This is a genomic window from Paenibacillus taichungensis (assembly GCF_047302525.1).
Lineage (GTDB): Bacteria > Bacillota > Bacilli > Paenibacillales > Paenibacillaceae > Paenibacillus > Paenibacillus taichungensis_B.
On the sequence record NZ_CP168020.1, the window covers coordinates 1,884,267 to 1,904,659 of the forward strand.

Annotated in this window: 21 protein-coding genes; 14 read left to right on the forward strand and 7 right to left on the reverse strand. The window is 46.4% G+C overall.

The genetic code is table 11. The features are described from left to right. Positions 1 to 22: 22 nt before the first annotated feature. Positions 23 to 541 (reverse strand): thiol peroxidase, encoded by a 519-nt coding sequence (gene tpx, locus ACDJ58_RS08820; RefSeq protein ID WP_053783636.1) that lies wholly within the window; start codon positions 539 to 541, stop codon positions 23 to 25. Between the two features lie 148 nt (positions 542 to 689). Here tpx and ACDJ58_RS08825 point away from each other — a divergent pair, with 148 nt between their 5' ends. Continuing rightward, on the forward strand, positions 690 to 1,316 hold the full coding sequence (locus ACDJ58_RS08825; protein ID WP_413377165.1) for a rhomboid family intramembrane serine protease: 627 nt from the start codon (positions 690 to 692) through the stop codon (positions 1,314 to 1,316). 70 nt (positions 1,317 to 1,386) lie between these two features. Beyond that, positions 1,387 to 2,298: a LysR family transcriptional regulator gene (locus tag ACDJ58_RS08830; RefSeq protein WP_053783638.1), complete on the forward strand. Its 912-nt coding sequence runs from the start codon at positions 1,387 to 1,389 to the stop codon at positions 2,296 to 2,298. Between the two features lie 33 nt (positions 2,299 to 2,331). Here the strand turns inward: ACDJ58_RS08830 and ACDJ58_RS08835 are convergent, their stop codons facing one another. Both ACDJ58_RS08835 and ACDJ58_RS08840 read right to left on the reverse strand, forming a co-directional pair. Continuing rightward, a complete protein-coding gene (locus ACDJ58_RS08835; RefSeq protein ID WP_053783639.1) occupies positions 2,332 to 3,012 on the reverse strand; it encodes a zinc metallopeptidase in 681 nt (226 codons plus the stop codon). A gap of 29 nt (positions 3,013 to 3,041) precedes the next feature. Then, the gene (locus tag ACDJ58_RS08840; RefSeq protein ID WP_053783917.1) at positions 3,042 to 3,470 is read right to left on the reverse strand and encodes a MerR family transcriptional regulator; all 429 of its coding nucleotides are present in this window, start codon (positions 3,468 to 3,470) and stop codon (positions 3,042 to 3,044) included. Between the two features lie 354 nt (positions 3,471 to 3,824). On the opposite strand from ACDJ58_RS08840, the gene ACDJ58_RS08845 reads away from it, so the two are divergent. From ACDJ58_RS08845 to ACDJ58_RS08855, 3 genes are read left to right on the forward strand one after another with little or no spacing between them, the layout of a single operon-like run. Beyond that, complete coding sequence (locus ACDJ58_RS08845) at positions 3,825 to 5,225, forward strand: ammonium transporter (RefSeq protein WP_076292032.1); 1,401 nt, start codon at positions 3,825 to 3,827, stop codon at positions 5,223 to 5,225. A gap of 33 nt (positions 5,226 to 5,258) precedes the next feature. After that, positions 5,259 to 6,353: a DUF294 nucleotidyltransferase-like domain-containing protein gene (locus ACDJ58_RS08850; RefSeq protein ID WP_413379559.1), complete on the forward strand. Its 1,095-nt coding sequence runs from the start codon at positions 5,259 to 5,261 to the stop codon at positions 6,351 to 6,353. Then, on the forward strand, positions 6,350 to 7,087 hold the full coding sequence (locus ACDJ58_RS08855) for an exonuclease domain-containing protein (protein WP_413377168.1): 738 nt from the start codon (positions 6,350 to 6,352) through the stop codon (positions 7,085 to 7,087). Before ACDJ58_RS08850 ends, ACDJ58_RS08855 begins: the two co-directional genes overlap by 4 nt. Here ACDJ58_RS08855 and ACDJ58_RS08860 read toward each other — a convergent pair. Beyond that, on the reverse strand, positions 7,073 to 7,561 hold the full coding sequence (locus tag ACDJ58_RS08860; RefSeq protein WP_413377170.1) for a M67 family metallopeptidase: 489 nt from the start codon (positions 7,559 to 7,561) through the stop codon (positions 7,073 to 7,075). The genes ACDJ58_RS08855 and ACDJ58_RS08860 overlap by 15 nt on opposite strands. 184 nt (positions 7,562 to 7,745) lie before the next feature. Here ACDJ58_RS08860 and ACDJ58_RS08865 point away from each other — a divergent pair, with 184 nt between their 5' ends. Beyond that, entirely contained in the window at positions 7,746 to 8,297 is a 552-nt protein-coding gene (locus ACDJ58_RS08865) for a TlpA family protein disulfide reductase (RefSeq protein ID WP_413377172.1), read from the forward strand. 94 nt (positions 8,298 to 8,391) lie between these two features. On the opposite strand, the gene cimA is transcribed toward ACDJ58_RS08865, so the two are convergent. Then, positions 8,392 to 10,011 carry a citramalate synthase gene (gene cimA / locus ACDJ58_RS08870; RefSeq protein ID WP_413377174.1) on the reverse strand — a complete coding sequence of 540 codons (1,620 nt, stop codon included), beginning with the start codon at positions 10,009 to 10,011 and terminating at the stop codon, positions 8,392 to 8,394. A gap of 548 nt (positions 10,012 to 10,559) precedes the next feature. On the opposite strand from cimA, the gene ACDJ58_RS08875 reads away from it, so the two are divergent. The 3 genes from ACDJ58_RS08875 to ACDJ58_RS08885 all read left to right on the forward strand — a co-directional run bounded on the left by ACDJ58_RS08875 (position 10,560) and on the right by ACDJ58_RS08885 (position 13,837). After that, positions 10,560 to 11,864 carry a DNA polymerase IV gene (locus ACDJ58_RS08875; protein WP_413377176.1) on the forward strand — a complete coding sequence of 435 codons (1,305 nt, stop codon included), beginning with the start codon at positions 10,560 to 10,562 and terminating at the stop codon, positions 11,862 to 11,864. 119 nt (positions 11,865 to 11,983) lie between these two features. Further along, entirely contained in the window at positions 11,984 to 12,226 is a 243-nt protein-coding gene (locus ACDJ58_RS08880) for a ferredoxin (RefSeq protein ID WP_024629252.1), read from the forward strand. Positions 12,227 to 12,397: 171 nt separating this feature from the next. After that, a complete protein-coding gene (locus ACDJ58_RS08885; RefSeq protein ID WP_413377178.1) occupies positions 12,398 to 13,837 on the forward strand; it encodes a L,D-transpeptidase family protein in 1,440 nt (479 codons plus the stop codon). Between the two features lie 86 nt (positions 13,838 to 13,923). On the opposite strand, the gene ACDJ58_RS08890 is transcribed toward ACDJ58_RS08885, so the two are convergent. Beyond that, positions 13,924 to 14,061, reverse strand: a complete 138-nt coding sequence (locus ACDJ58_RS08890) for a hypothetical protein (RefSeq protein ID WP_162842436.1) — start codon at positions 14,059 to 14,061, stop codon at positions 13,924 to 13,926. Between the two features lie 255 nt (positions 14,062 to 14,316). Here ACDJ58_RS08890 and ACDJ58_RS08895 point away from each other — a divergent pair, with 255 nt between their 5' ends. The 3 genes from ACDJ58_RS08895 (at position 14,317) to ACDJ58_RS08905 (ending at position 16,846) form a co-directional block, all read left to right on the forward strand. After that, positions 14,317 to 15,414, forward strand: coding sequence for a quinone-dependent dihydroorotate dehydrogenase (locus ACDJ58_RS08895; protein WP_413379561.1), 1,098 nt, complete (start codon positions 14,317 to 14,319; stop codon positions 15,412 to 15,414). 135 nt (positions 15,415 to 15,549) lie between these two features. Then, positions 15,550 to 16,365, forward strand: a complete 816-nt coding sequence (locus ACDJ58_RS08900; RefSeq protein WP_053783647.1) for a GTP pyrophosphokinase family protein — start codon at positions 15,550 to 15,552, stop codon at positions 16,363 to 16,365. Then, positions 16,352 to 16,846, forward strand: coding sequence for a DUF309 domain-containing protein (locus ACDJ58_RS08905; protein ID WP_413377181.1), 495 nt, complete (start codon positions 16,352 to 16,354; stop codon positions 16,844 to 16,846). Before ACDJ58_RS08900 ends, ACDJ58_RS08905 begins: the two co-directional genes overlap by 14 nt. Before the next feature lie 210 nt (positions 16,847 to 17,056). Here ACDJ58_RS08905 and ACDJ58_RS08910 read toward each other — a convergent pair whose 3' ends face one another. Beyond that, a complete protein-coding gene (locus ACDJ58_RS08910; RefSeq protein ID WP_413377183.1) occupies positions 17,057 to 17,605 on the reverse strand; it encodes a thioredoxin family protein in 549 nt (182 codons plus the stop codon). A gap of 220 nt (positions 17,606 to 17,825) precedes the next feature. Here ACDJ58_RS08910 and ACDJ58_RS08915 point away from each other — a divergent pair, with 220 nt between their 5' ends. Both ACDJ58_RS08915 and ACDJ58_RS08920 read left to right on the forward strand, forming a co-directional pair. Then, positions 17,826 to 19,514, forward strand: a complete 1,689-nt coding sequence (locus ACDJ58_RS08915) for an RsmB/NOP family class I SAM-dependent RNA methyltransferase (RefSeq protein ID WP_413377185.1) — start codon at positions 17,826 to 17,828, stop codon at positions 19,512 to 19,514. Next, entirely contained in the window at positions 19,511 to 20,257 is a 747-nt protein-coding gene (locus ACDJ58_RS08920; protein WP_413377187.1) for a pseudouridine synthase, read from the forward strand. Before ACDJ58_RS08915 ends, ACDJ58_RS08920 begins: the two co-directional genes overlap by 4 nt. Positions 20,258 to 20,393: the final 136 nt, after the last annotated feature.

Consider the following 20,393-nt stretch of genomic DNA (forward strand, 5'->3'; position numbering starts at 1 on the left):
TGTTCTGAACGTGAACTACCTTTTACAGCAAGGCTTTTACAGCGGAAATCGCTTGCTCGAAGTTAGGGGAGTCTGTCATTTCAGGCAGATATTCCACATATGTAATTCGGTCTTCAGCATCCACCACGAAGATGGAGCGCATGTCCAATTGGAATTCTTTGATCAGAACACCGTAGTCTTCACCGAATGAACGTGTTTTGTAATCAGACAGTGTTACGACGCGGTCAACTCCGGCTGCGCCACACCAGCGTGCTTGTGCAAATGGAAGGTCAACGCTTACTGTCAATACGACAACATTGTCTCCGAGATCTCCTGCTTCAACATTGAAGCGACGAGTTTGGGCATCGCATACGCCAGTATCCAGTGAAGGAACAACGCTGATTAATTTGACTTTACCTGCGAAGTCTTTCAAGGATGCATCTTCAACCAGGTTTTTACTCAGTGTAAAATCGGGTGCTTGATCGCCTACTTTCAATTCGGGTCCGATCAATGTAATAGGGTTGCCTTTAAAGGTGGCTGCGCCTGTACGTTCTTGTGCCATAATAATGTTCCTCCTTATAAGTTGGTGATCCGTGCCAAAATCCATTATAATCTTTTATGAAAGGCATTGTCCAATTCGGACGAAGGATCATTAAAATGGGTCATACTTGAAGGCCGATCTGAACAGGGTGGAGTGAAAGCAGAAACTTATGATATTTATAAGGTATGAGAACTGGAAAAGTTATTTGAAATTTTTCCCTTTGACGTCAATTCTTTTAGTTGCCAATGTTGTTATGTTTATTGTGTTGAGTTTGAACGGCGGTTCCACAAACAGTATGACGCTGCTTAAGTTTGGAGCACTTGTTAACCATGAGTTATTTGCAGCAGATTGGTGGCGTTACATTACGTCCATGTTCTTGCATGCTGGTTTCAGCCATTTGTTGTTTAACAGCTTTGCTCTCATCGTATTTGCACCACCAATGGAACGGCTGCTTGGGTCGGTAAGATATGGTGTGTTGTACTTGGGTGGAGGCATTCTAGGCAACATTCTGGCTGTTGCATGGTATAACTCGGTTGGAGCGACGACAATCTCAGTAGGAGCTTCAGGAGCAATCTATGCAATCTATGGTGCGTTTCTGTATGTAGCCTTGTTCCAGCGGACAATGATGGACGAAACCTCACGTAAAACGTTGTATACACTGCTTGTATTCGGAATTATTTTTTCCTTTGCCATGACAGGCATTAACTGGATGGCGCATTTGGGTGGTTTGTTAGGTGGATTCTTCATTTATGGACTTCTCATCCGCTTGTGGAAACCCCGCAGCTTTAAGCAGTAGTCGGATTGATCTGAAGACGGAATGCAATCAAGGATAAGTAGGGTATAGTAGATTGGAGAGATCAGGGGCAGTGGAATTAAGACAGTTGCATTACTTTTTGAAAGTGGCACAGAAGGAGCATGTTACGCAGGCGGCGGAGGAATTGCATGTAGCGCAGTCTGCGGTGAGTCGTCAGATTCATCAACTGGAGGAAGAACTGGGAGTAGACCTCTTTATGCAAAAAGGGCGAAATCTGCAGTTGACCGCAGTCGGACAGCTCTTTTGCAAACGGGTTGAAGGCATATTGAAAGATCTGGACAAAGCGGTCGGGGAGGTTCATGAGTTTCTCGACCCAGAGCATGGTGAAATTCGTATCGGTTTTCCTCATAGTCTCGGTATTCACTTGATTCCTTCGGTTGTAGCAGCGTTCCGTCAGCGTTATCCTAACGTCAAATTCAGATTCAAGCAAGGTATGTTCCCGACGCTCATTCGTGATGTGTTATCGGCTGAAGTAGACTTGGCCTTCATATCTCCATTTCCGGAAAAGCACGACCAGGTAGATGGTGATATTGTGCTTACGGAAGAACTGCATGCAATCCTTCCGCCCAATCATCCATTGGCTGGTGAAGATAGCATTGCGTTAGAGCAACTTAAAGATGATAAGTTTGTGTTATTCAGTAAAGGCTATTCTCTGCGTCCGATTGTTTGGCACGCGTGTCTCGAAGCCGGGTTTACCCCCAAGATTGCTTTTGAGGGTGAAGAGACGGATACCATTCGTGGGCTGGTTGCCGCTGGCATGGGTGTAAGTTTGCTGCCGGAAATGGCCCTTTTCCAGACGAACCCGCTGCAACCGGCGCATGTAGCCATTTCTCATCCAAAAGTGACACGTACGATTGGGTTGATCCATCGCGCGGATGACAAGCTTCCACTTGTTGCGCAGTCATTTCGTTCATTCTTGCTTAATTATTTCGGTTTACAACAAAACAATACCCCATCCGATTAACGGTGGGGTATTGTTTTTTGTTTGTGTATTCAATTAGTCACGGCTATTGAAAATTCCGATGTAACGAACCAGTTCCAGCAATGAGATTAACGCTGCAGCGACGTAAGTCAATGCTGCGGCATTCAGTACTTTGGCGACGCCTCTTTCTTCTTCGTTCCGGATATAACCTTCCGATACCATAATCTCTCTTGCACGATTACTAGCATTGAACTCGACCGGCAACGTAATGAGTTGGAACGCAACAGTTACGGAGAAGAAAATAATACCAATACCGACTAGGTTCATTGCATTAAAGATGAATCCGGCAATGAGCAAGAAGGGCGCGAGTCCGGATGCAAAGTTGACGATCGGGAAAATCCGGTGACGTAGTGCTAACATCGGATAACTTTCCTTATGCTGGATCGCATGGCCAACTTCATGACACGCAACGGAGACAGCCGAGATTGAATTTTCATAATATACAGGCTCAGACAACCTCACGACACGATTGATTGGATCGTAGTGATCGGAGAGTGCTCCACGCACCGGTTCAATAGGGACGTCGTGTAGGCCATTAGAGTCCAGCATATGACGAGCAGCATCGTAACCGGTCATTCCATTCAGGTTTTTAACATCAGACCAACGATTGAATGTACTCTTAACGCGAAATTGCGCCCATAAGGAGAGCAAAAAGGCGATAATGATCAAAACGAACATACCGTTATTAAAACTCATATTCATTCCTCCGCTTTCTAAATAATAAGCTACATCATGGTGTTCTCAAGCAAGATTTTCAAAGCTTCCATCGTACCAGCACTTTTGGCGAGCAGTCCGGCCATCATCTTACGTGCTTGTACAGGTTTCATCTCGCCTAGCAGCGGTTTAAGCTCATTTACCTCTCGCTCAAGCTGTTGCACATGGAGCTCCAATGTTGTCAGTTTGCTGGCAACCTGTTCTTCCGTGCTCACCAGACTCCACTTCTCAAGAGATTGCTTAATCTCGTCGAGACTATACTTCTCTTGTTTCATGTGTACAATACGTTCGAGCCTGGTTAAAGTTTCATTACTATAAAGACGATAATTTTTTTCTGTGCGCTCTTCAGGAGCGATGAGACCGAGCTTTGTGTAATAATCAATCGTCCGTTCGCTCACACCTGCAGTTTTGGCAAGTTCGCCAATCCGAAACAATTTCATATCCCCAATGATATTCACCTCGCTTGCAAGTTCAAATGTAGGGAATTGTAGATTCCAGTTGCGGCTTTGCATAACCCGCCCAATTTTTTTCTTACTAATAGTTATGATACATGATCTTTAACCATACAGTCAAACGTTACGCTTTGACGGCTGTCAGGCTGCGTTTCTATATCTATGTGCTCATAGGACATGAATATGTACTTAAGTGCAAGAAAAAGACGTAAGACTTTATTCCCAGAAATATTTTTCATTTTTGCTGAAAATACTCTTGTCAACTTTCCTGTCTTCTGCTTATAATGGCATTAAGAGTTTCACGATATGTGAAGAAACTTAACATAAGAGGGAGTGGGGTATATGAGAAAGAAATGGTTGGTTTCGGTGCTAATAATGCTTACTTTATTGGCTTTCCCGGTCAGCGCATTTGCAGCTGCGGAGGGGCCGACTAACATCGAGCTTCAAAGCGGTCTGAACTCAGCCTTTACGTTTCTGGCTGTTGTGCTGGTTTTCCTGATGCAAGGGGGATTTGCTTTACTTGAAGCGGGTTCGACTCGAATGAAAAACGCAGGGCACATTGCGGGTAAAACAATCCTGACATTGGGAATATCGGTTATTGCCTTCTGGGCTCTTGGCTTCGGTCTTGGTTTCGGTAATGGTAACAGTTTCTTCGGAACAACTGGATTTTTCCTGAGTGGGGACGGAATGGCGGCATCGTTCGAATCATTGGCCTTCTCTGATGTTCCGCTAACAATTAAGTTTGTATTCCACCTTGCCTTTGCAGCAGTATCCCTGGCCATTGCCTGCGGTGGTATGGCTGAACGTGCAAAGATGAGTGTATATATCGTTTTCGGTACGCTGTATACCATTATCATGTATCCGGTTGTTGCTCACTGGGTATGGGGCGGCGGCTGGTTGGCTGAGCTTGGTATGCAAGACTTTGCAGGTTCGACGGTTGTCCACTTGACGGGTGCAACTGCTGCATTGGTGGCTACTATATTGTTGAAGCCGCGTATCGGCAAATATAACAAAGATGGTAAACCTAACATCATTCCAGGTCATAACCAAGTTTACTCCGTACTCGGTGTAATTATCCTATGGATCGGTTGGTTCGGTTTCAACCCAGGTAGTACATTATCTGCCATGGGTGATGGATTCTTCGGTTATGTAGCATTGACTACAAACGTAGCTGCGGCTGCTGGTGGTGTTGCGGCACTGTTGATCTCATGGGCTGTATTGGGTAAATCCGATATTCCTAGCATGTTGAACGGCGTGCTTGCCGCACTCGTTGCCATCACAGGTGCTTGTGCTTTCGTAGAACCATGGGCAGCGCTGGTTATTGGTGCTCTGGCAGGTATTATCACATTCTTCACTGCTCAATTCTTTGAGCGTAAAGGAATTGACGATCCAATCTATGCTTTCTCTGTACATGGTATTGCCGGTATGTGGGGAGCGATCTCCACAGGTTTGTTCGCAACACCGGAACTTGCTGAGAATGCAGGCGTAGGTCAAGCGGGACTGTTCTACGGTGGTGGTTTCCACCAATTGGGCGTTCAGCTTCTGGGTCTGGCAGGCGCATTTGCCTTCGTACTGATCATGTCCTTCATTATTCTTGGTGGTATGAAAGCTGTCATGGGAATCCGTGTAACGGAAGAAGAAGAAACGATGGGTCTGGATTTAAGTGAGCATGGTACTTACGGGTACCCTGAACAAATGAAAAATGTAGAAACTAAATCCAATGGCGGTACGTTCAGCTCCTAAGAGGAATGATTGCTGAATCATGCTTCAAGGAGGCTGGACATGATGGAACCCATCCCGTATATAAATCAATCCTGGTCCTATCAGGGAATAGATGGTGCGGCATCTTCTCAAGAACTGCGCCAGGCACGTGTGATATTGCAGAATGAGCTCCAGGAACTGTTGTCCGCTTCCTTGTCGCCGATTGAATGGTACCAGACGGTAAATGACCTGCATGACCGGGTTGCTCGGCGGGCAGTAGAGTTATGCATCCAGGGGATGGTAGAGGAAGGCTTAGGCCGACCTCCCGTCCCCTATGCCTTTATCGTTTTTGGCAGTTCCGGCAGGCAAGAAGCGACGTTATGGAGTGATCAGGATAATGGCATGATTATCAGTGATATCCCTCATAAGGGGAAAGAGACATATTTTGCCGAACTCGGACTTCGAATGACCGATATGTTGGAGGTACTTGGTTACGCCAAATGTGAAGGCAAAGTGATGTGTTCAGAGCCTCTATGGAGGAAAACGCTGGAATCTTGGAAGGAACAACTGATAGCGTGGGGATCGGACCTGTCATGGGAGCCGGTTCGCAATCTAATTATCGCTTCAGACATGCGTTTTGTTGCAGGTGATCCAGAGCTTGCGGAGGAATGGATTTCTGCATTTTATGAAGGGTTCAGATCGGTTCCTGAGCTTTCCGATGCTGTGCTGCGCAATACCGTTAAACACAAGGCGACGCTGAACATTCTTGGAAGGGTCGTAACGGAACGATTCGGTGAACATGCAGGTGGATTTGATGTGAAATATGGCCTGTATATTCCTCTGGTGAACAGTGCGCGTTTTCTGGCTTTACAGCATGGTATCAAAGAAACGTCCACACTCAAGCGGATTCAGAGGTTGGTCTCGCTCGAAGCAGTTCCGCTTACATTGCTGGATGCAGCTCAGCGTTCATTTATGACGGCTTTGAAGCTGCGACGCAGTACACCCATTGTGGTCAAACAAGGGTTGCAGCATAGTGGTGGTTTCCTGAATGAGAAGCAATTGAAGGAAAAACAAATACATTATGAACTCCGGGATACGTTAGGGTTGGTGCGGCGAGTACATCGTGCGCTGCAAAGACAACTTCGTTTTGCAGAAAGGAGACGTCCATGAGAGAGCCGGCAAGGGGCAATACTGGATTCTGGAATTCGCTGCGCCAGGGAGGGGTTCCTTCCGCCATCGCTTCCATAATGGGAGCCCCTACGGCGCAACATATGGCGTTTATCCGTTCGATGATGAGAGAACAGCGCAGACCCGAGGTGCTACACACACCCTTGAACGAATTGAATGCTGTCGTATTTGATCTGGAAACGACGGGCTTCTCTCCCCAGCATGGGGATGAGATCCTTTCCTTTGGGGCGGTTCGTATTAATGGCGGTGTGATGCTGGAGAATGAGCAATTCTATACGTTGGTTCAGTCCAAAGTCTCCGTTCCGGAACACATTACCGAACTGACGGGAATTACACAGGAAATGACGATGGATGCTCCGTCGCTCCTGGAAGGTTTGCATGACTTCATGTCTTTTGTTGGCGGAAGTGTACTGGTTGCCCATGCAAGTGCGCATGATCGGGCTTTTCTGAATGCGGCCTTGTGGCGGACATCCAAAGTAAGGCTAACGCACCGGCTCATCGATACGATGATGCTGGCACGTTGGCTTGAACCGAACAGACCGGGCTATGGTCTGGATGAATTGCTGGAATCCAAAAGCATTCCGATCTATGGACGCCACCACGCCTTGGAGGACGCCAAAATGACTGCACAGTTATGGTCCTGTTATCTGGAGGATATGTCTCGCAAAAATGTAGAAACATTAGGTGATCTGTACACTCAGTTAAGTCACGCATAACTGGGCGGGCTGTAAGCTGTATGATTGGACATGGCTCATTCCAATGCTTGAATCAATACTTGCATGAATTTGATAACCCTTTAGAAGCATCTTTGATTGTGTACCAGTTGTCTGATCAGGCGAGCCTATAAAATATACCTGGAGTAGTCCGGCGAAAATCGGTAGGTTACGCAGATCCTCATTGGAAGGTACGGGAGTGGTTCGGGGGTGGGAGTGAAAGAGTCCGATAAGTTGTGGCTCATTGAACACACACCGGATCCATTCGGCATCATCCAATGCAAAATGGTGCAGCGGGTCAGGTGCTACGTTACGAATGGGCTGAAACCGACTGATTCGTATGCCGCCCGCTGCGGCTTCACCCAGCACAACCCCGCAGGTTTCCTGTGGCAGTGAAGCGAACATGTACTTAGACATCTCCTGTTCTACGGAGGAAGGGATGTAGAAGGTGTTTTGCTGCCCATGAGGTGCTGTCATTTGTATTCACCCCTCTCTCTTTGGCTCCTGCTTCGGCAGGAGTCCTTTTTTATTTTATTTTGTGTGACCCGGATTGTAAAATTTTAAAGGAAAAGGGTACAATATGAGAGAGAGCCTGAAATATCTCACATGTTAGAAGAGCGTGAATCTCGATATGTTTGATTATACAAAAGGGTGGCTGGTCATGAAACGAAATATATACATACTGCTGGGTGTTGTATTGCTTGTGGGCATTGCTTTGGCTCAAAATGCAGACAACGGAATCGCAGCCGTGTTTAAGCAAGAGGAGCCAATGCCGACGGAGACGGGGCCGAAAGCGGGTTTACTGGCACCAGCGTTCTCTTTGCAAGCCATGGATGGGAAAACCTACGCTGTAGGTGGGGCCAAGGATAAGGCCATCTTCGTCAGTTTCTGGGCATCCTGGTGTGAACCGTGCAAGCAGGAAGCTCCTGCGCTCAATACATTAGCAGCAAAATACAAGGATAAACTGGATCTCTACGGTGTGAATGTAACTACGTACGATAAAATCAGGGATGCCAAAGCTTTTGTAGATGAATACAAACTGACGTTCCCTATTCTGCTTGATGAAGACGGAACAGCATATGCCAAATATAACGGTTTAGCTTTTCCGACGAATGTACTGATTGATTCCCGAGGAGTCGTTCAGGAAATTATCTTGGGGATTTTACCTGAGAAAGAGCTGGAGCGTAAAATCAAGGAGTTAATTGAGGATTAGCCAAGCAAGAAGCTAGCCAAGCGAGAAGCAAAAGCGCCTGTCTTCCAATGTTTTTTGGAGACAGGCGCTTCTTTTATTTTCCGGGAAATATGCATTAATGGTTGCTTAGTCCGTGAGCAGGGATGTTGACTACGCCAGGCTCGTCCTGCAATTTTTCCTGAAGAAGGGCATAACGGAAACTGTGTACGAGGGCTTCCCAGCTCGCTTCAATCACGTTCTCGGATACACCGACCGTATTCCATGTGTTTTCTGTGTTTTTGGATTCAATTAATACACGAACCTTCGCGGCAGTAGCATCTTTCTCATCCAGAACACGTACTTTATAGTCGGACAGATGCATGTTGGCAAGGGAAGGGAAATACTGCACAAGCGCTTTCCGAAGTGCGTTATCCAGTGCATTAACCGGACCGTTGCCTTCAGCTGCGGTATACGCACTTGTTCCGCCTACGTTAAGTTTAACAAAGGCTTCCGAAACAACAGACTTGCCAGCCACTTTTTCAACAAGCATCTTGAACGATTCAAAGGTAAACAATTCTTTCATGTCACCGTTGGCTTCGCGGATCAACAATTCAAGAGAGGCATCGGCGCCTTCGAACTGATAGCCCTGATGTTCCAGATCTTTGATTTTCTCAATGATCTGACGTGAGTTGGCACTGCTTGGATCGAATTCAAGACCCAGTTCCTGTGCTTTGGACACAATGTTACTTTGTCCTGCCAGTTCGGAGACGAGCACACGCTGTTTATTACCAACCAACTCAGGAACGATGTGTTCGTAAGTTCGGGAATCACGCAATATGGCAGAGACGTGAATACCGCCCTTGTGAGCGAAAGCAGCATTTCCGACGTAAGGCTGGTTGATTGGCATATTTACGTTGGCAATCTCACTGACATAACGGGCAACATTCGTGAGCTGTCTCATTGAATCCTCAGAAACGCACTCATATCCAAGCTTCAGTTGCAGGTTAGGGATAATGGAAGCTAGATTAGCATTACCACATCTTTCTCCATAACCGTTCATCGTACCTTGCACCTGTCTGGCACCAGCTTGTACAGCGCTTAAGGTGTTGGCTACAGCAAGTTCACAGTCATTATGTGTATGAATGCCCAGATGAGCTTGTGGAAGGCGTCCAGCGAGAGTGGATACGATCTCGTACACCTCATGCGGCATTGTTCCACCGTTGGTGTCACACATTACAAGCCAGTCCGCTCCAGCTTCATGGGCTTTGGTCAATACGGCCTGTGCGTATTCCGGATTGTGTTTGAATCCGTCAAAGAAATGCTCTGAATCAAAGATGACTTCCATACCGTTTTGTTTCAGATAGGCAATGGAGTCGTAGATCATGGACAGGTTTTCTTCCAAAGTGGTTTGCAAAGCTGTGTGCACGTGGAAATCCCATGATTTCCCAACCAGAGTTGCTGCCTGAGCACCGGATTCAATCATGCGCTTCAAGTTGGCGTCTTCACTGGCGATGCTGCCTTTACGACGTGTACTGCCAAAAGCGACAACCTTCGCGTTCAGGTTCAGTTCCTTGACTCTTTTGAAAAACTCAATGTCCTTGGTATTGCTGCCTGGAATTCCGCCTTCAATATAATGAGCACCCAGGTCATCGAGCTTCTTGGCAATTTTGAGCTTGTCATCTGCCGATAAGCTGACTCCCTCCCCTTGTGTGCCGTCACGTAAAGTCGTATCGAAGATGGAGATGGCCTTTGACATGAAGATCCTCCTTTAAGATGAAGCGCTTTTTTTTAGAAAGTTTAATGGTGTGTTTAAAAAACATATGAGCATGTTGGTGACGAATCCTTCGATTCTGTACCGCTACACTGTATTAAATTCAAAGTGTAGATTTGTCCTAAAATCGTGAATTTGTATAATTAATTATTATAGCACCATTATCGCCAAATGCTACATCGAATTCACCATTTGGTGTAACAAATGATGGATTGTATAGTTAAGTGAGCTGTGAACGTAGTCTTGTCATATGTTATGCTTCATCTTAATACAAGTATTCCAGGATAAAATATGGATTCAAATCTTGTCTTTATAAATGGAGGGAAGAGGATGCATTTTGTGTGGGAGAATACAATTATTTCATTCATTATAATTGCTATTATCGTCGTTGCCGTGTGGGGTATCATTCGATCGATCGTTAAATCTCTCCGAAAATAAGGGGACATAAATGATTTTTACATAAGGGATTTTGATATAATAGAGTAGAGATTGCATTTAACGGAATTGTGTATACGAAAGGGCGGTGGTAGATCATGTCTTCGGACGAGACGCATAACAACATAAATGTAGATCGATATTATCCTACCGCCGGACGAGTGATTTTGCATGTCGATATGAATGCTTTTTATTGCTCTGTACATGAAGCCGAGGAACCGGAATTATATAGAGGAAAAGCGACGGCCGTTGCTGGCAGTAGTGAAGTGCGCAAAGGTGTCATAGTAACTTGTTCATACACAGCTCGAAACAGGGGTATTTCTACAGGCATGGTTGTTCATCAAGCATTGAAGAAATGTCCTGACTTAATTGTGATTCGTCCGGATTTTCATTTATATCGTAGGTATTCGAAAGAATTCATGAAAATAGCTTACAGTTATACACCGCTGCTTGAAGCGACCTCAATCGATGAGTGTTACCTCGATATTACAGGGTCCAGACAGTTCGGTACACCGCTGGAAATTGCGGAAAGTATTCAGACCAGAATCCGGGATGAGTTGGGGATGCCCTGTTCGATCGGAATTGCACCCAACAAGCTGCTTGCCAAGATGGCCTCTGATTTGAAAAAGCCTAATGGCATTTCAATTTTGCGGATGAGAGATGTACCTCAGATTTTATGGCATAGACCTTGTAACGAGATGTTTGGGATCGGGAAAAAGACAGCGGAAAAGCTGAAGAAACTGGGCATTGAAACAATAGGACAACTTGCCAAATCAGACGAACGGATGTTAACCGATGTGTTTGGAATTAATGGCTCTTGGTTAAAAAATTCAGCAAACGGCATTAATCATTCGGCAGTTCAGGCTGAACGTGAAGCGAACAAATCGATCGGACACACAACAACGTTACCTGCGGATATATCTGAAATGGATGATGTGCATCGGGTACTGCTGAATATAAGTGATCAGGTTGCCAGACGGTTGCGCAAGCACGAAATGCTCAGTCAGGGCATTCAGATTACGATTCGTACACCAGATATGAAGACGATTACGAGATCACGGATGATGGAAGTGCCTACTGAAGATGCATCAATCATATACCGGGAGGCTTGTGCTTTATTTGCGAAACATTGGGGCGGCGGGAAGCCTGTTCGTATGTTGGGTGTGACCCTTCAAACGTTGATTCCGCGTGAGGAGTCGGTGATACAGCTTGATCTGTTTGAATATGAGCAGAAGCCGAAGAAGGAAAACCTAATTCGCATTATGGATCAGTTACGTGACAAATTTGGTGAGAATGCTGTCGTTACAGCTGGAATGCTGGGGGATGATCCTTCCGTATTACTGCGTAATCATAAGGTCCGGGGAACATCGCTGCAAAAAGATAATTTGCAAAGTCCCGATTAAATAGGGCATAATGGAGTCTTGAGGCTGTTAAAATTATTTGTAATAACTCTTACTTTGTATTAATATGTTTCTAGATAAAAATACTGTACGTTTTTGAATAATAGGAGGAGAGATTGGTAATGAGTAAATTTACTTGGGTTGAAAAAGATACATGTATTGCGTGCGGAGCATGCGGAGCAACGGCGCCAGACATTTATGATTATGATGATGAAGGTTTGGCAGAAGTAATCTTCGATGGGGATGCCAACAAAGGGATCAAAGCAATTCCGGATGACTTGTTCGACGACATGCAGGATGCTTGCGACGGCTGCCCTACGGACTCCATTAAAGTAGCGGATGAACCTTTCAACAAAGAAGGTTAATTCCTTTCATATGAACATATAAAAGCACATTCTTCTGCCTTTGAGGCAGTGGGACGTGCTTTTTTTGTCGAATGTTGGGGTTAAGATCCGGGTACTCAAGTCCTATGGATTTCTTGTCATCATTTGCCGATATATATAGAAACGGAAAAAGGCGAAATGATGGAGGATCGGATGCAAAATACTCACCTACGAACATATGTAAAGAAACATCCTGATAATAAAATGGCCTGGTATTTACTCGGTAAGGAATATTTGGGTGAAGGGCAGGAGGCCAAGGCGAATTATTGTTTTCAACAGGCGGGTGAAGTCTACGAGGCTTTCGAGCGAAGTAAGGCACCGGCAGATATATGGGTGGATTATCAGGAGAAGCTGGTTGAGATGGCTGAGCAAAAGGAGAAAAAACATCGTGTTCGCAAGATGTGGCTCACCCTACTGATGTTGCTTGTACTGGCAGGATTACCACCTGCGGATGCTCCCGGTTTCAATCGGGATGCAGCCGAGGCTTTGGCTTCAGCGTTGGAACCGATGGACGATTCTGCGGATAACGAATCAGGGAATAGCCCGAAGGAAGACCAGGCTCTTATTACGAATTCCAATGTGTTTACAGCTGGAGCATTCGGTGGAGGTGACCAGGGTGAGGCTGCACTTGCAGCTGCATGGTCGGGCTCTGGTGTCAAAGTGCAGACGTCGGCTGTGCTTGGAATGCAGGTCGCAGGTAACTGGACATTATGGAAGCGAAATATGTCGGTGAAATACATCGTTCAGACGAACAGCAGTGGCAAATTAACGGCACAGAGTTATGATGCCAAACAGTGTAACTGTAAACCACCGGAAGTATCACCGGAGATCAAGCGGCTGGCACAGGCCTGGACAGCCAAACAGGAATCCGCGGCAGCTCTGTCGAGTGCAATGATTACATATAAGAAACAAAACGGAAGCTGGCCGAAAAGTGTTGCGCAACTTGCCCAGCCATTTCCAAATAATATTTTGGGAGAGACTGCACCTGGCATGACCCGGATGTTTCCGACACTACTAGCTATGCATCAACAAGGGATAATGGGAAAAGGGAAAAACACAGATGAGGGAACCGGTGAAAGTTCAGATTCGCCGCAAGGAAAAAAAGCTGCATTTGTGGATACATTAGGCGGAAAGCCTTTTTTGCAGGATCGGCTTGAGATCATCGTGGACAAGAGCAGACATAAGCTTGCATTGATTAGTGGCAACACCATTATTCGGAATTACGAGGTGGGGCTTGGGGGAGATCGTACTCCAGAGGGTTCGTTTGTGATTTCAGACAAGGTTGTAAATCCAAATGGTCGCTCCAACGGCGAATTTGGGAGTAGGGGAATGCAGCTATCGGACACGAATTATGCCATCCATGGGACCAACGAGCCAAACAGTATCGGGCTGGATGAATCCCTTGGATGTGTGAGAATGAGTACTGAAGATGTGGAAGAGCTATTTGCTCTTGCTCCTCAGGGAACTCCGGTACGCATCGGGAAAGATTTACTGCCAGAGACAGCAATTGTTCCAGAAGCAAAGGATCGCTACCGGTACACACTTGTTCCCAAGCAAAATAATCCGAATAAGACGTATCATTGGTTGAATTAAACGAAAAACCAAGTGATTCAGACCGAAGAAAACGTAAAATCCATGCTGGATTGGTATGTAGATGCAGAAACAGTCGGTTGAAGCATTTACAGGTTGGCGATAATAATAAGCGCACCAATGATAATGATCAGTCCACCGACGCTGGCTGCCGTCCAGATAATGGCTTTCCGGTTGACCTCATCTTTCTTTTGCTGCAAAGTAGGTGGTTTGCGTTTGGGAGCCATGGGCTGTTCCTCCTTCATGGAATAAGGCTATATAGATGTAGCCATGCTCCCATTGTAAAGAATTCAACTCGCCATTTCCAGTAGGCGGGTGGATTTCTTGTGAGCATTTTGCATAATACGATTCCTTCTGTCTATGCTCAAACTACTTTCCTTTTGAAGAAGAAACGGATAGACTTGTGTATAGAGTGTTTTTTTACATATGAAAAAGACGGAAAGCATTTTTTCAGCGTACCGGACCAGAACGGAGTGAGTGATTTGTTATACAGAAGTCTTGCTAAACCCTTGTTGTTCAAAATGGACCCTGAGCAGGCCCATCATCTAATTATCGGGGGCCTCAGTGGAATGGGGAGTATTCGCCCGGTTCCTTCCGGTTTGCGTGTCATGTATGGCGTGCGTGAAACATCGGATCTGGCTGTGGACATGTTCGGATGTCATTTCCCTACACCTGTAGGACTTGCGGCCGGTTTGGACAAAAACGGACAGGCTGTAACGGGCTTTTCTTCCATCGGGTTTGGCTTCATGGAAGTGGGCACAGTCACACCACTTGCACAGCCAGGTAACGACCAGCCAAGGTTATTCCGCCTGCCTCCCGATGAGGCATTGGTGAACCGGATGGGATTCAATAACCTTGGAGCCGAAGCCATGGCAGTCGAATTGGCACGCCTCAAGGAGCGCCGAATTCCAGTGGCCGTTAATATAGGCAAGAACAAGGCGACACCTAATGAAGAAGCGCATCTGGATTATGCAAAATGCATTCGGGCGCTATATGATTATGCGGACCTGTTCGTGGTGAATATCAGTTCACCAAATACACCGGATTTGCGTAATCTGCAACATGGGAATGAATTGAAGGAATTGCTTGCCGCTGTCATGAATGAGATGGAGACGCAGCGCAACAGAGCGGGCGGTTCCGTTAAATCGGTGCTGGTCAAAATTGCACCTGATGTGAATGACCAAGAGCTTGAATATATGGTGAGTACCATTGCAGATAGTGGAGTTGCTGGAATCATCGCAACGAATACAACGATTAGCCGAGAAGGTCTGTCCCATCAGCATGCCAAAGAGACAGGTGGACTAAGTGGCAAGCCGCTGCGTGACCGTTCCACGGAAATCATTCGCCAAATCTATCGCCAGACAGAAGGAAAACTGCCAATCATCGGATCGGGGGGCATTTTCACAAGCGAAGATGCTTACGAAAAGATTAAAGCAGGAGCCAGCCTAGTGGAAATATATACGGCATTGATCTATGAAGGACCTGAAGTGAACCGGCGCATTCATGCCGGACTGCGTGAATTGCTGCGCAAAGACGGTTACAGTCATATTTCGGAAGCTGTCGGTGCAGAGCATCGTTAAGCAATGTTTCGGAGTTTCCCGGATTGAAAATTAGAAGCGTGGAAGAGGGTAATGTCGTACGGGACTCTTCCCCCCGCTTAACATCATGTATAATGGATAAGAACAGGGGAAGCTATAGAGACAGGAGGCATAAGCATGGACGGTAGAGACTGGGGTACATTTTTACTTCCTTATGAACAAGCGGTAGAGGAATTGAAAGTTAAGTTTAAAACGATGCGGGCGGAGCTTAAGAAAAGGGAAGAATACGCCCCGATCGAATTCGTTACCGGTCGTGTCAAAAAAATATCCAGCATTCTGGAGAAATCCAGACGCCTGAATGTGCCGCTTGATCAGGTGGAAACAGGAATTGAGGATATTGCAGGTATTCGCATTATGTGCCAGTTTGTGGATGATATTCGGCGAGTAGCCGAGTATATTCGTGGTCGCAAGGATTTGACGGTATTAATCGAGAAAGATTATATCACTAATTTCAAAGAGAGCGGCTACCGCAGTTTCCATATGATTATTGAGTATCCTGTTCAGACCGCTCTTGGGCAAAAGAATGTGCTGGCCGAGATTCAGATTCGGACACTGGCGATGAACTTCTGGGCCACGATCGAGCACTCCTTGAGTTACAAGTTTCGGGAGAGTCTGCCGGATGATATGCGCGCAAGATTGAAAAAGACGGCGGAAGCCGCTTTTGTACTCGATAATGAGATGTCGGCGATCCGTCTGCAAATTCTGGAGGCGCAAAAGGCCTTTGAGGATGATTCCAATATTGTATCAAGAACGCTTAACATCATACATCAATTGTACTTCTACCACCTCGTGAACGAAGCGATAGAGGCACAAAAGCGCTTCAATGACTGCTGGGAGCGTCATGATATGGAAGGGTTAAAAGACCTTCTGGATGATGTGAAAGCACTTCTGAATGCGGCTAGAAAGGGCGAAAACCCGGATGAGCAGCTATGAGCCGCTGTATGTTGACTATCTGATCTACTTCAATCGCGATCAGGACTACTTTGAATGCCATGAGGTATTGGAAGAACTGTGGCTTGAACGGGATCGGGATTCTCTGTACAAAGGATTGCTGCAAATCGCAGTGGGGCTGTATCATTTCAGGAATGATAACCTTCGCGGAGGACGCATGATGTTACAGAGTTCGGTAGATCTGTTAAAGTCATATCCGGAAACTTCGCGAGGCATTTCCCTAGGACCGTTGGTGCAAGAAGTACAGGAGCTGGTTCATGGACTTTCGGGTCCGGAGCCACAGAAATTTCCTTACAGAGACTTGCACATTCAGATTCAGGATGAGGTGCTGGCCCGGGAGGTTCGAGAACGAGCTCTTGAACTGAAGCCTAATATTCCCCAACGCCGAAGTCCTACACGTGGACGAATCTATGAAGAGAAGATGAAAGCATTGCAGCAAGAACAGAACTTGCAGAGCGAGTAAGCTTGTAATAGAAAGTCATCATTCACTTCATCATTAACTATTGTCAGATATATGATCTATAAAAAACACCCCGACAGTTCCTCTAGAGGAATTTGCCGGGGTGTTCGATATTAAAGGACATCATTAAAGTTTGGAATGATTCCAGAGCTTGTCCATGCAAAGGACAATATGATCCATGCGGATCCATCGCATCCACGAAGTAATATACGATTAGCTTGCTGATGGAGTAGTACTGCCTTTATATTTCTCGAAAAATTGCTTGTAGTCATCCAGCGTATAACCGTTGTCACTGCCATTTTCCTGCAGCCCGCCAACCATGCGTTCTTTCTCAACACCATCCTGATAATATACCAGAGTCGGTGTGAACTCAATGTTATAATCGGTCCAACCAGAATCGAATTCGCGCAGATTGAACTGAGGCAGTTGAATACCTTCCTCATCGACCAGTGGCATCAGCTGAGGTGTTGTCGCACGGCAGTGTGAGCAGTCGGAGGCAAAGAAATATACAAAGAAGCTGTCTTTGTTATCAATTCTGGCTTTCAGATCATCAGGCAAAATAATTTGTTGGTAGTTCGGATCGTCCAGCAATTCGCGGGTTGCGGGATTAAGCTTGGAAGCGGCGATGCCATAAGCATTCCCCACGGCGTCCATTTGTTTCTTGGATTGCTGATTCACCAGGACAAGTGCTGCAATTAATACGACGAAAATACCCAGGAAAATAAGGATCGCAGCACTTTTCTTTTTCTTCTTGGATTTCATTAAGACATCCCCCATCGATCATATCGAAATATAGTTTGGCAAAAAGACAGGATGGGATAATATGCATAAACACCCGAATTTTTGCACATCAATCAATCTACTTGCCATTATACTACATTACACGCTGTAGTGGAATATGTATGAAGCAATAGGAAAGCATTGCCCGGATATGATAACATAGAACTATATGCAATTTTAACAAGACAGGATGAGTGGGATTATGGCTGTACAGCTGCCTTCGATATTTGCCGAGCGAATGAAAAGCTTGTTAGGCGATGAATTTGAACAATTTATGAAATCTTATGAGCAGTCGCCACATGCGGGGCTGAGAGTGAATACGTTAAAAATATCGCTGGAACAATTCAAGGAAATTGCTCCATTTGATATGCGACCCATTCCGTGGTGCGGAACGGGTTTTTATGTGCCTCACGGGGTTAAGCCGGGGTTACATCCTTATTATCATGCGGGTTTGTATTATATCCAGGAACCAAGTGCCATGGCCCCGGTTGAATTATTGAATGTGAAACCCGGGGAACGTGTGCTGGATCTATGTGCGGCTCCTGGCGGGAAAACAACCCAGATTGCAGCCAAGCTGCAAGGCAAGGGTGTACTCGTTACGAATGATATCCATGCGGAACGTACGAAAGCCCTCGCCAAAAACGTGGAACTGTATGGAGTACGCAATGCTGTAGTATTGAATGAATCTCCGGAACGGATTGCCAATGCATTTCCTCATTATTTTGATAAAGTGTTAATCGATGCGCCTTGCTCGGGTGAGGGCATGTTCCGTAAAGATGAGGACATGGTGAAATCCTGGGAAAATCATTCGGTGGAAAAATGTGTGCTGATGCAGCGCGATATTCTGGAGACTGCGGCCAAACTGCTTGCTCCAGGAGGAACCATCGTATATTCCACATGTACGTTTGCGCCAGAGGAAAATGAAGCGATGATTGCGGAATTTCTGAACATCAATCCTGATTTTGTGGTGAATGACATCCCGGAAAGTGCAGGATTTGCTCCAGGACGACCGGAATGGGTGCGTCAGATGTTGCCCGAAAAAGCAGAAGAGACGGGATCTGTGCTGGACCAAACGCGCGGCACTGCGAGGTTGTGGCCTCATCTGTTGGAGGGGGAGGGACATTATGTTGCTGTATTGCAGCATCGTGGGGAATCTCTTGCAGAAGAAGACGGAAATGAAGAAGAGGGCAGTGTTTTACAAATTGGACAGGCAGTGGGAGCAGATTTCACCGAACCAAGTGAATCGGTAGATCCATTTATCCGTATATCTGCACCAATCAGTAAAGAAGAGCGGAAACGGGAACGTCTAATGAGAACCGAATCCAGAGAACGCAATGACAGGCATACCCTTGGTGGCAAGGCTCAGGGAAAACAGGGCAAAGGAAACGAACGTGGTGGTCGCAAAAACGAACGGGCTCAGGGACGAGGAACCGACCAGGCGAATGTCGATCCAGGAACGGTGTATGCTCAATTTTTACAAGAAAATCTGGAAATTGAGCTTGCTGGAGAACCGGTGTATTACGGCGATCGCGTGTATCAATCTTCTGTGGGTGCTGCCCGTCTGGAAGAGCTCAAGGTTATACGACCGGGATGGTTTATGGGTACCGTGAAGAATGGGCGATTTGTGCCCTCTCATCCGCTTGCATGCGCTTTGAATGCAGCTGAAGCCCAGAGATCCGTTAATTTATCTTCGGCAGAGGGTGAAGCAGTAAGGTATCTCAAAGGAGAAACTTTGAACATCGAAGAGGCACGAGTTGATCGTCAAGCAGATACGGTGGCCAAAGGTTTCGTATTGGTGTGTGTGGACGGTTTTGCGGCTGGCTGGGGGAAATGGCTGGATGGTGTACTGAAAAATGAATATCCAGCAGGCTGGAGGTGGACATCGGTATGAGTGGAAAAGGCAAACAAACGCTGCGTCTGGATAAAATATTGAGCCATATGGGCGTGGGGTCACGAAGTGAACTCAAAAAGATGGTGAAGCAGGGCAGAATCCGTGTGGACGGTAAGCCGGTGAAAGACAGTGGCGTGCAGGTTAATCCAGACGTAAACGTAATTGAAGCCGATGGAGAGCGGATCGTGTATCGTGAAATGATCTACCTGATGCTGCACAAACCACCTGGTGTGGTGTCGGCAACCGAAGATAATCGGGATAAAACGGTGATTGATCTGCTGCGTAAAGAGGAGCGTGTCTTCGATCCATTCCCAGTAGGACGACTCGACAAAGATACCGAAGGCTTGCTCATCCTAACCAATGATGGGCCACTTGCCCATGATCTGTTATCCCCGCGTAAACATGTACCCAAGACGTATGAAGCCCGTGTGCTGGGGAACGTTGATGAAGAAGATATCGAAAAATTTAAAGCCGGCATTCAGCTGGATGATGGATATGAGACGTTGCCTGCGGAACTGACTGTGCTTCACCGTGAGGAAACGGAAGAAGGCGTGTTTTCTTCCATTTCATTGATCATTCATGAGGGCAAGTTCCATCAGGTGAAAAGAATGTTCCAGGCTGTAGGCAAACGCGTGGTTTATTTGAGACGTGTTGCTATGGGTGAACTGGAGCTGGATGCCAATTTGGAAATTGGCAGTTATCGCGAACTAACCGCTGATGAGTTAGATCGTCTGCGGAAGTAACAGCTCCCGGCCTTTGCGAAGCAAAGCAGGGAGCCCGGGCAGGATGCGGAAGCCCTGCCCATAATGGTCCCGCTTGAGCTTGGGCGGGACCGCCGCTGTCAAGCGGCAGACCCGGCAACCAAGCGCTCCCACACCG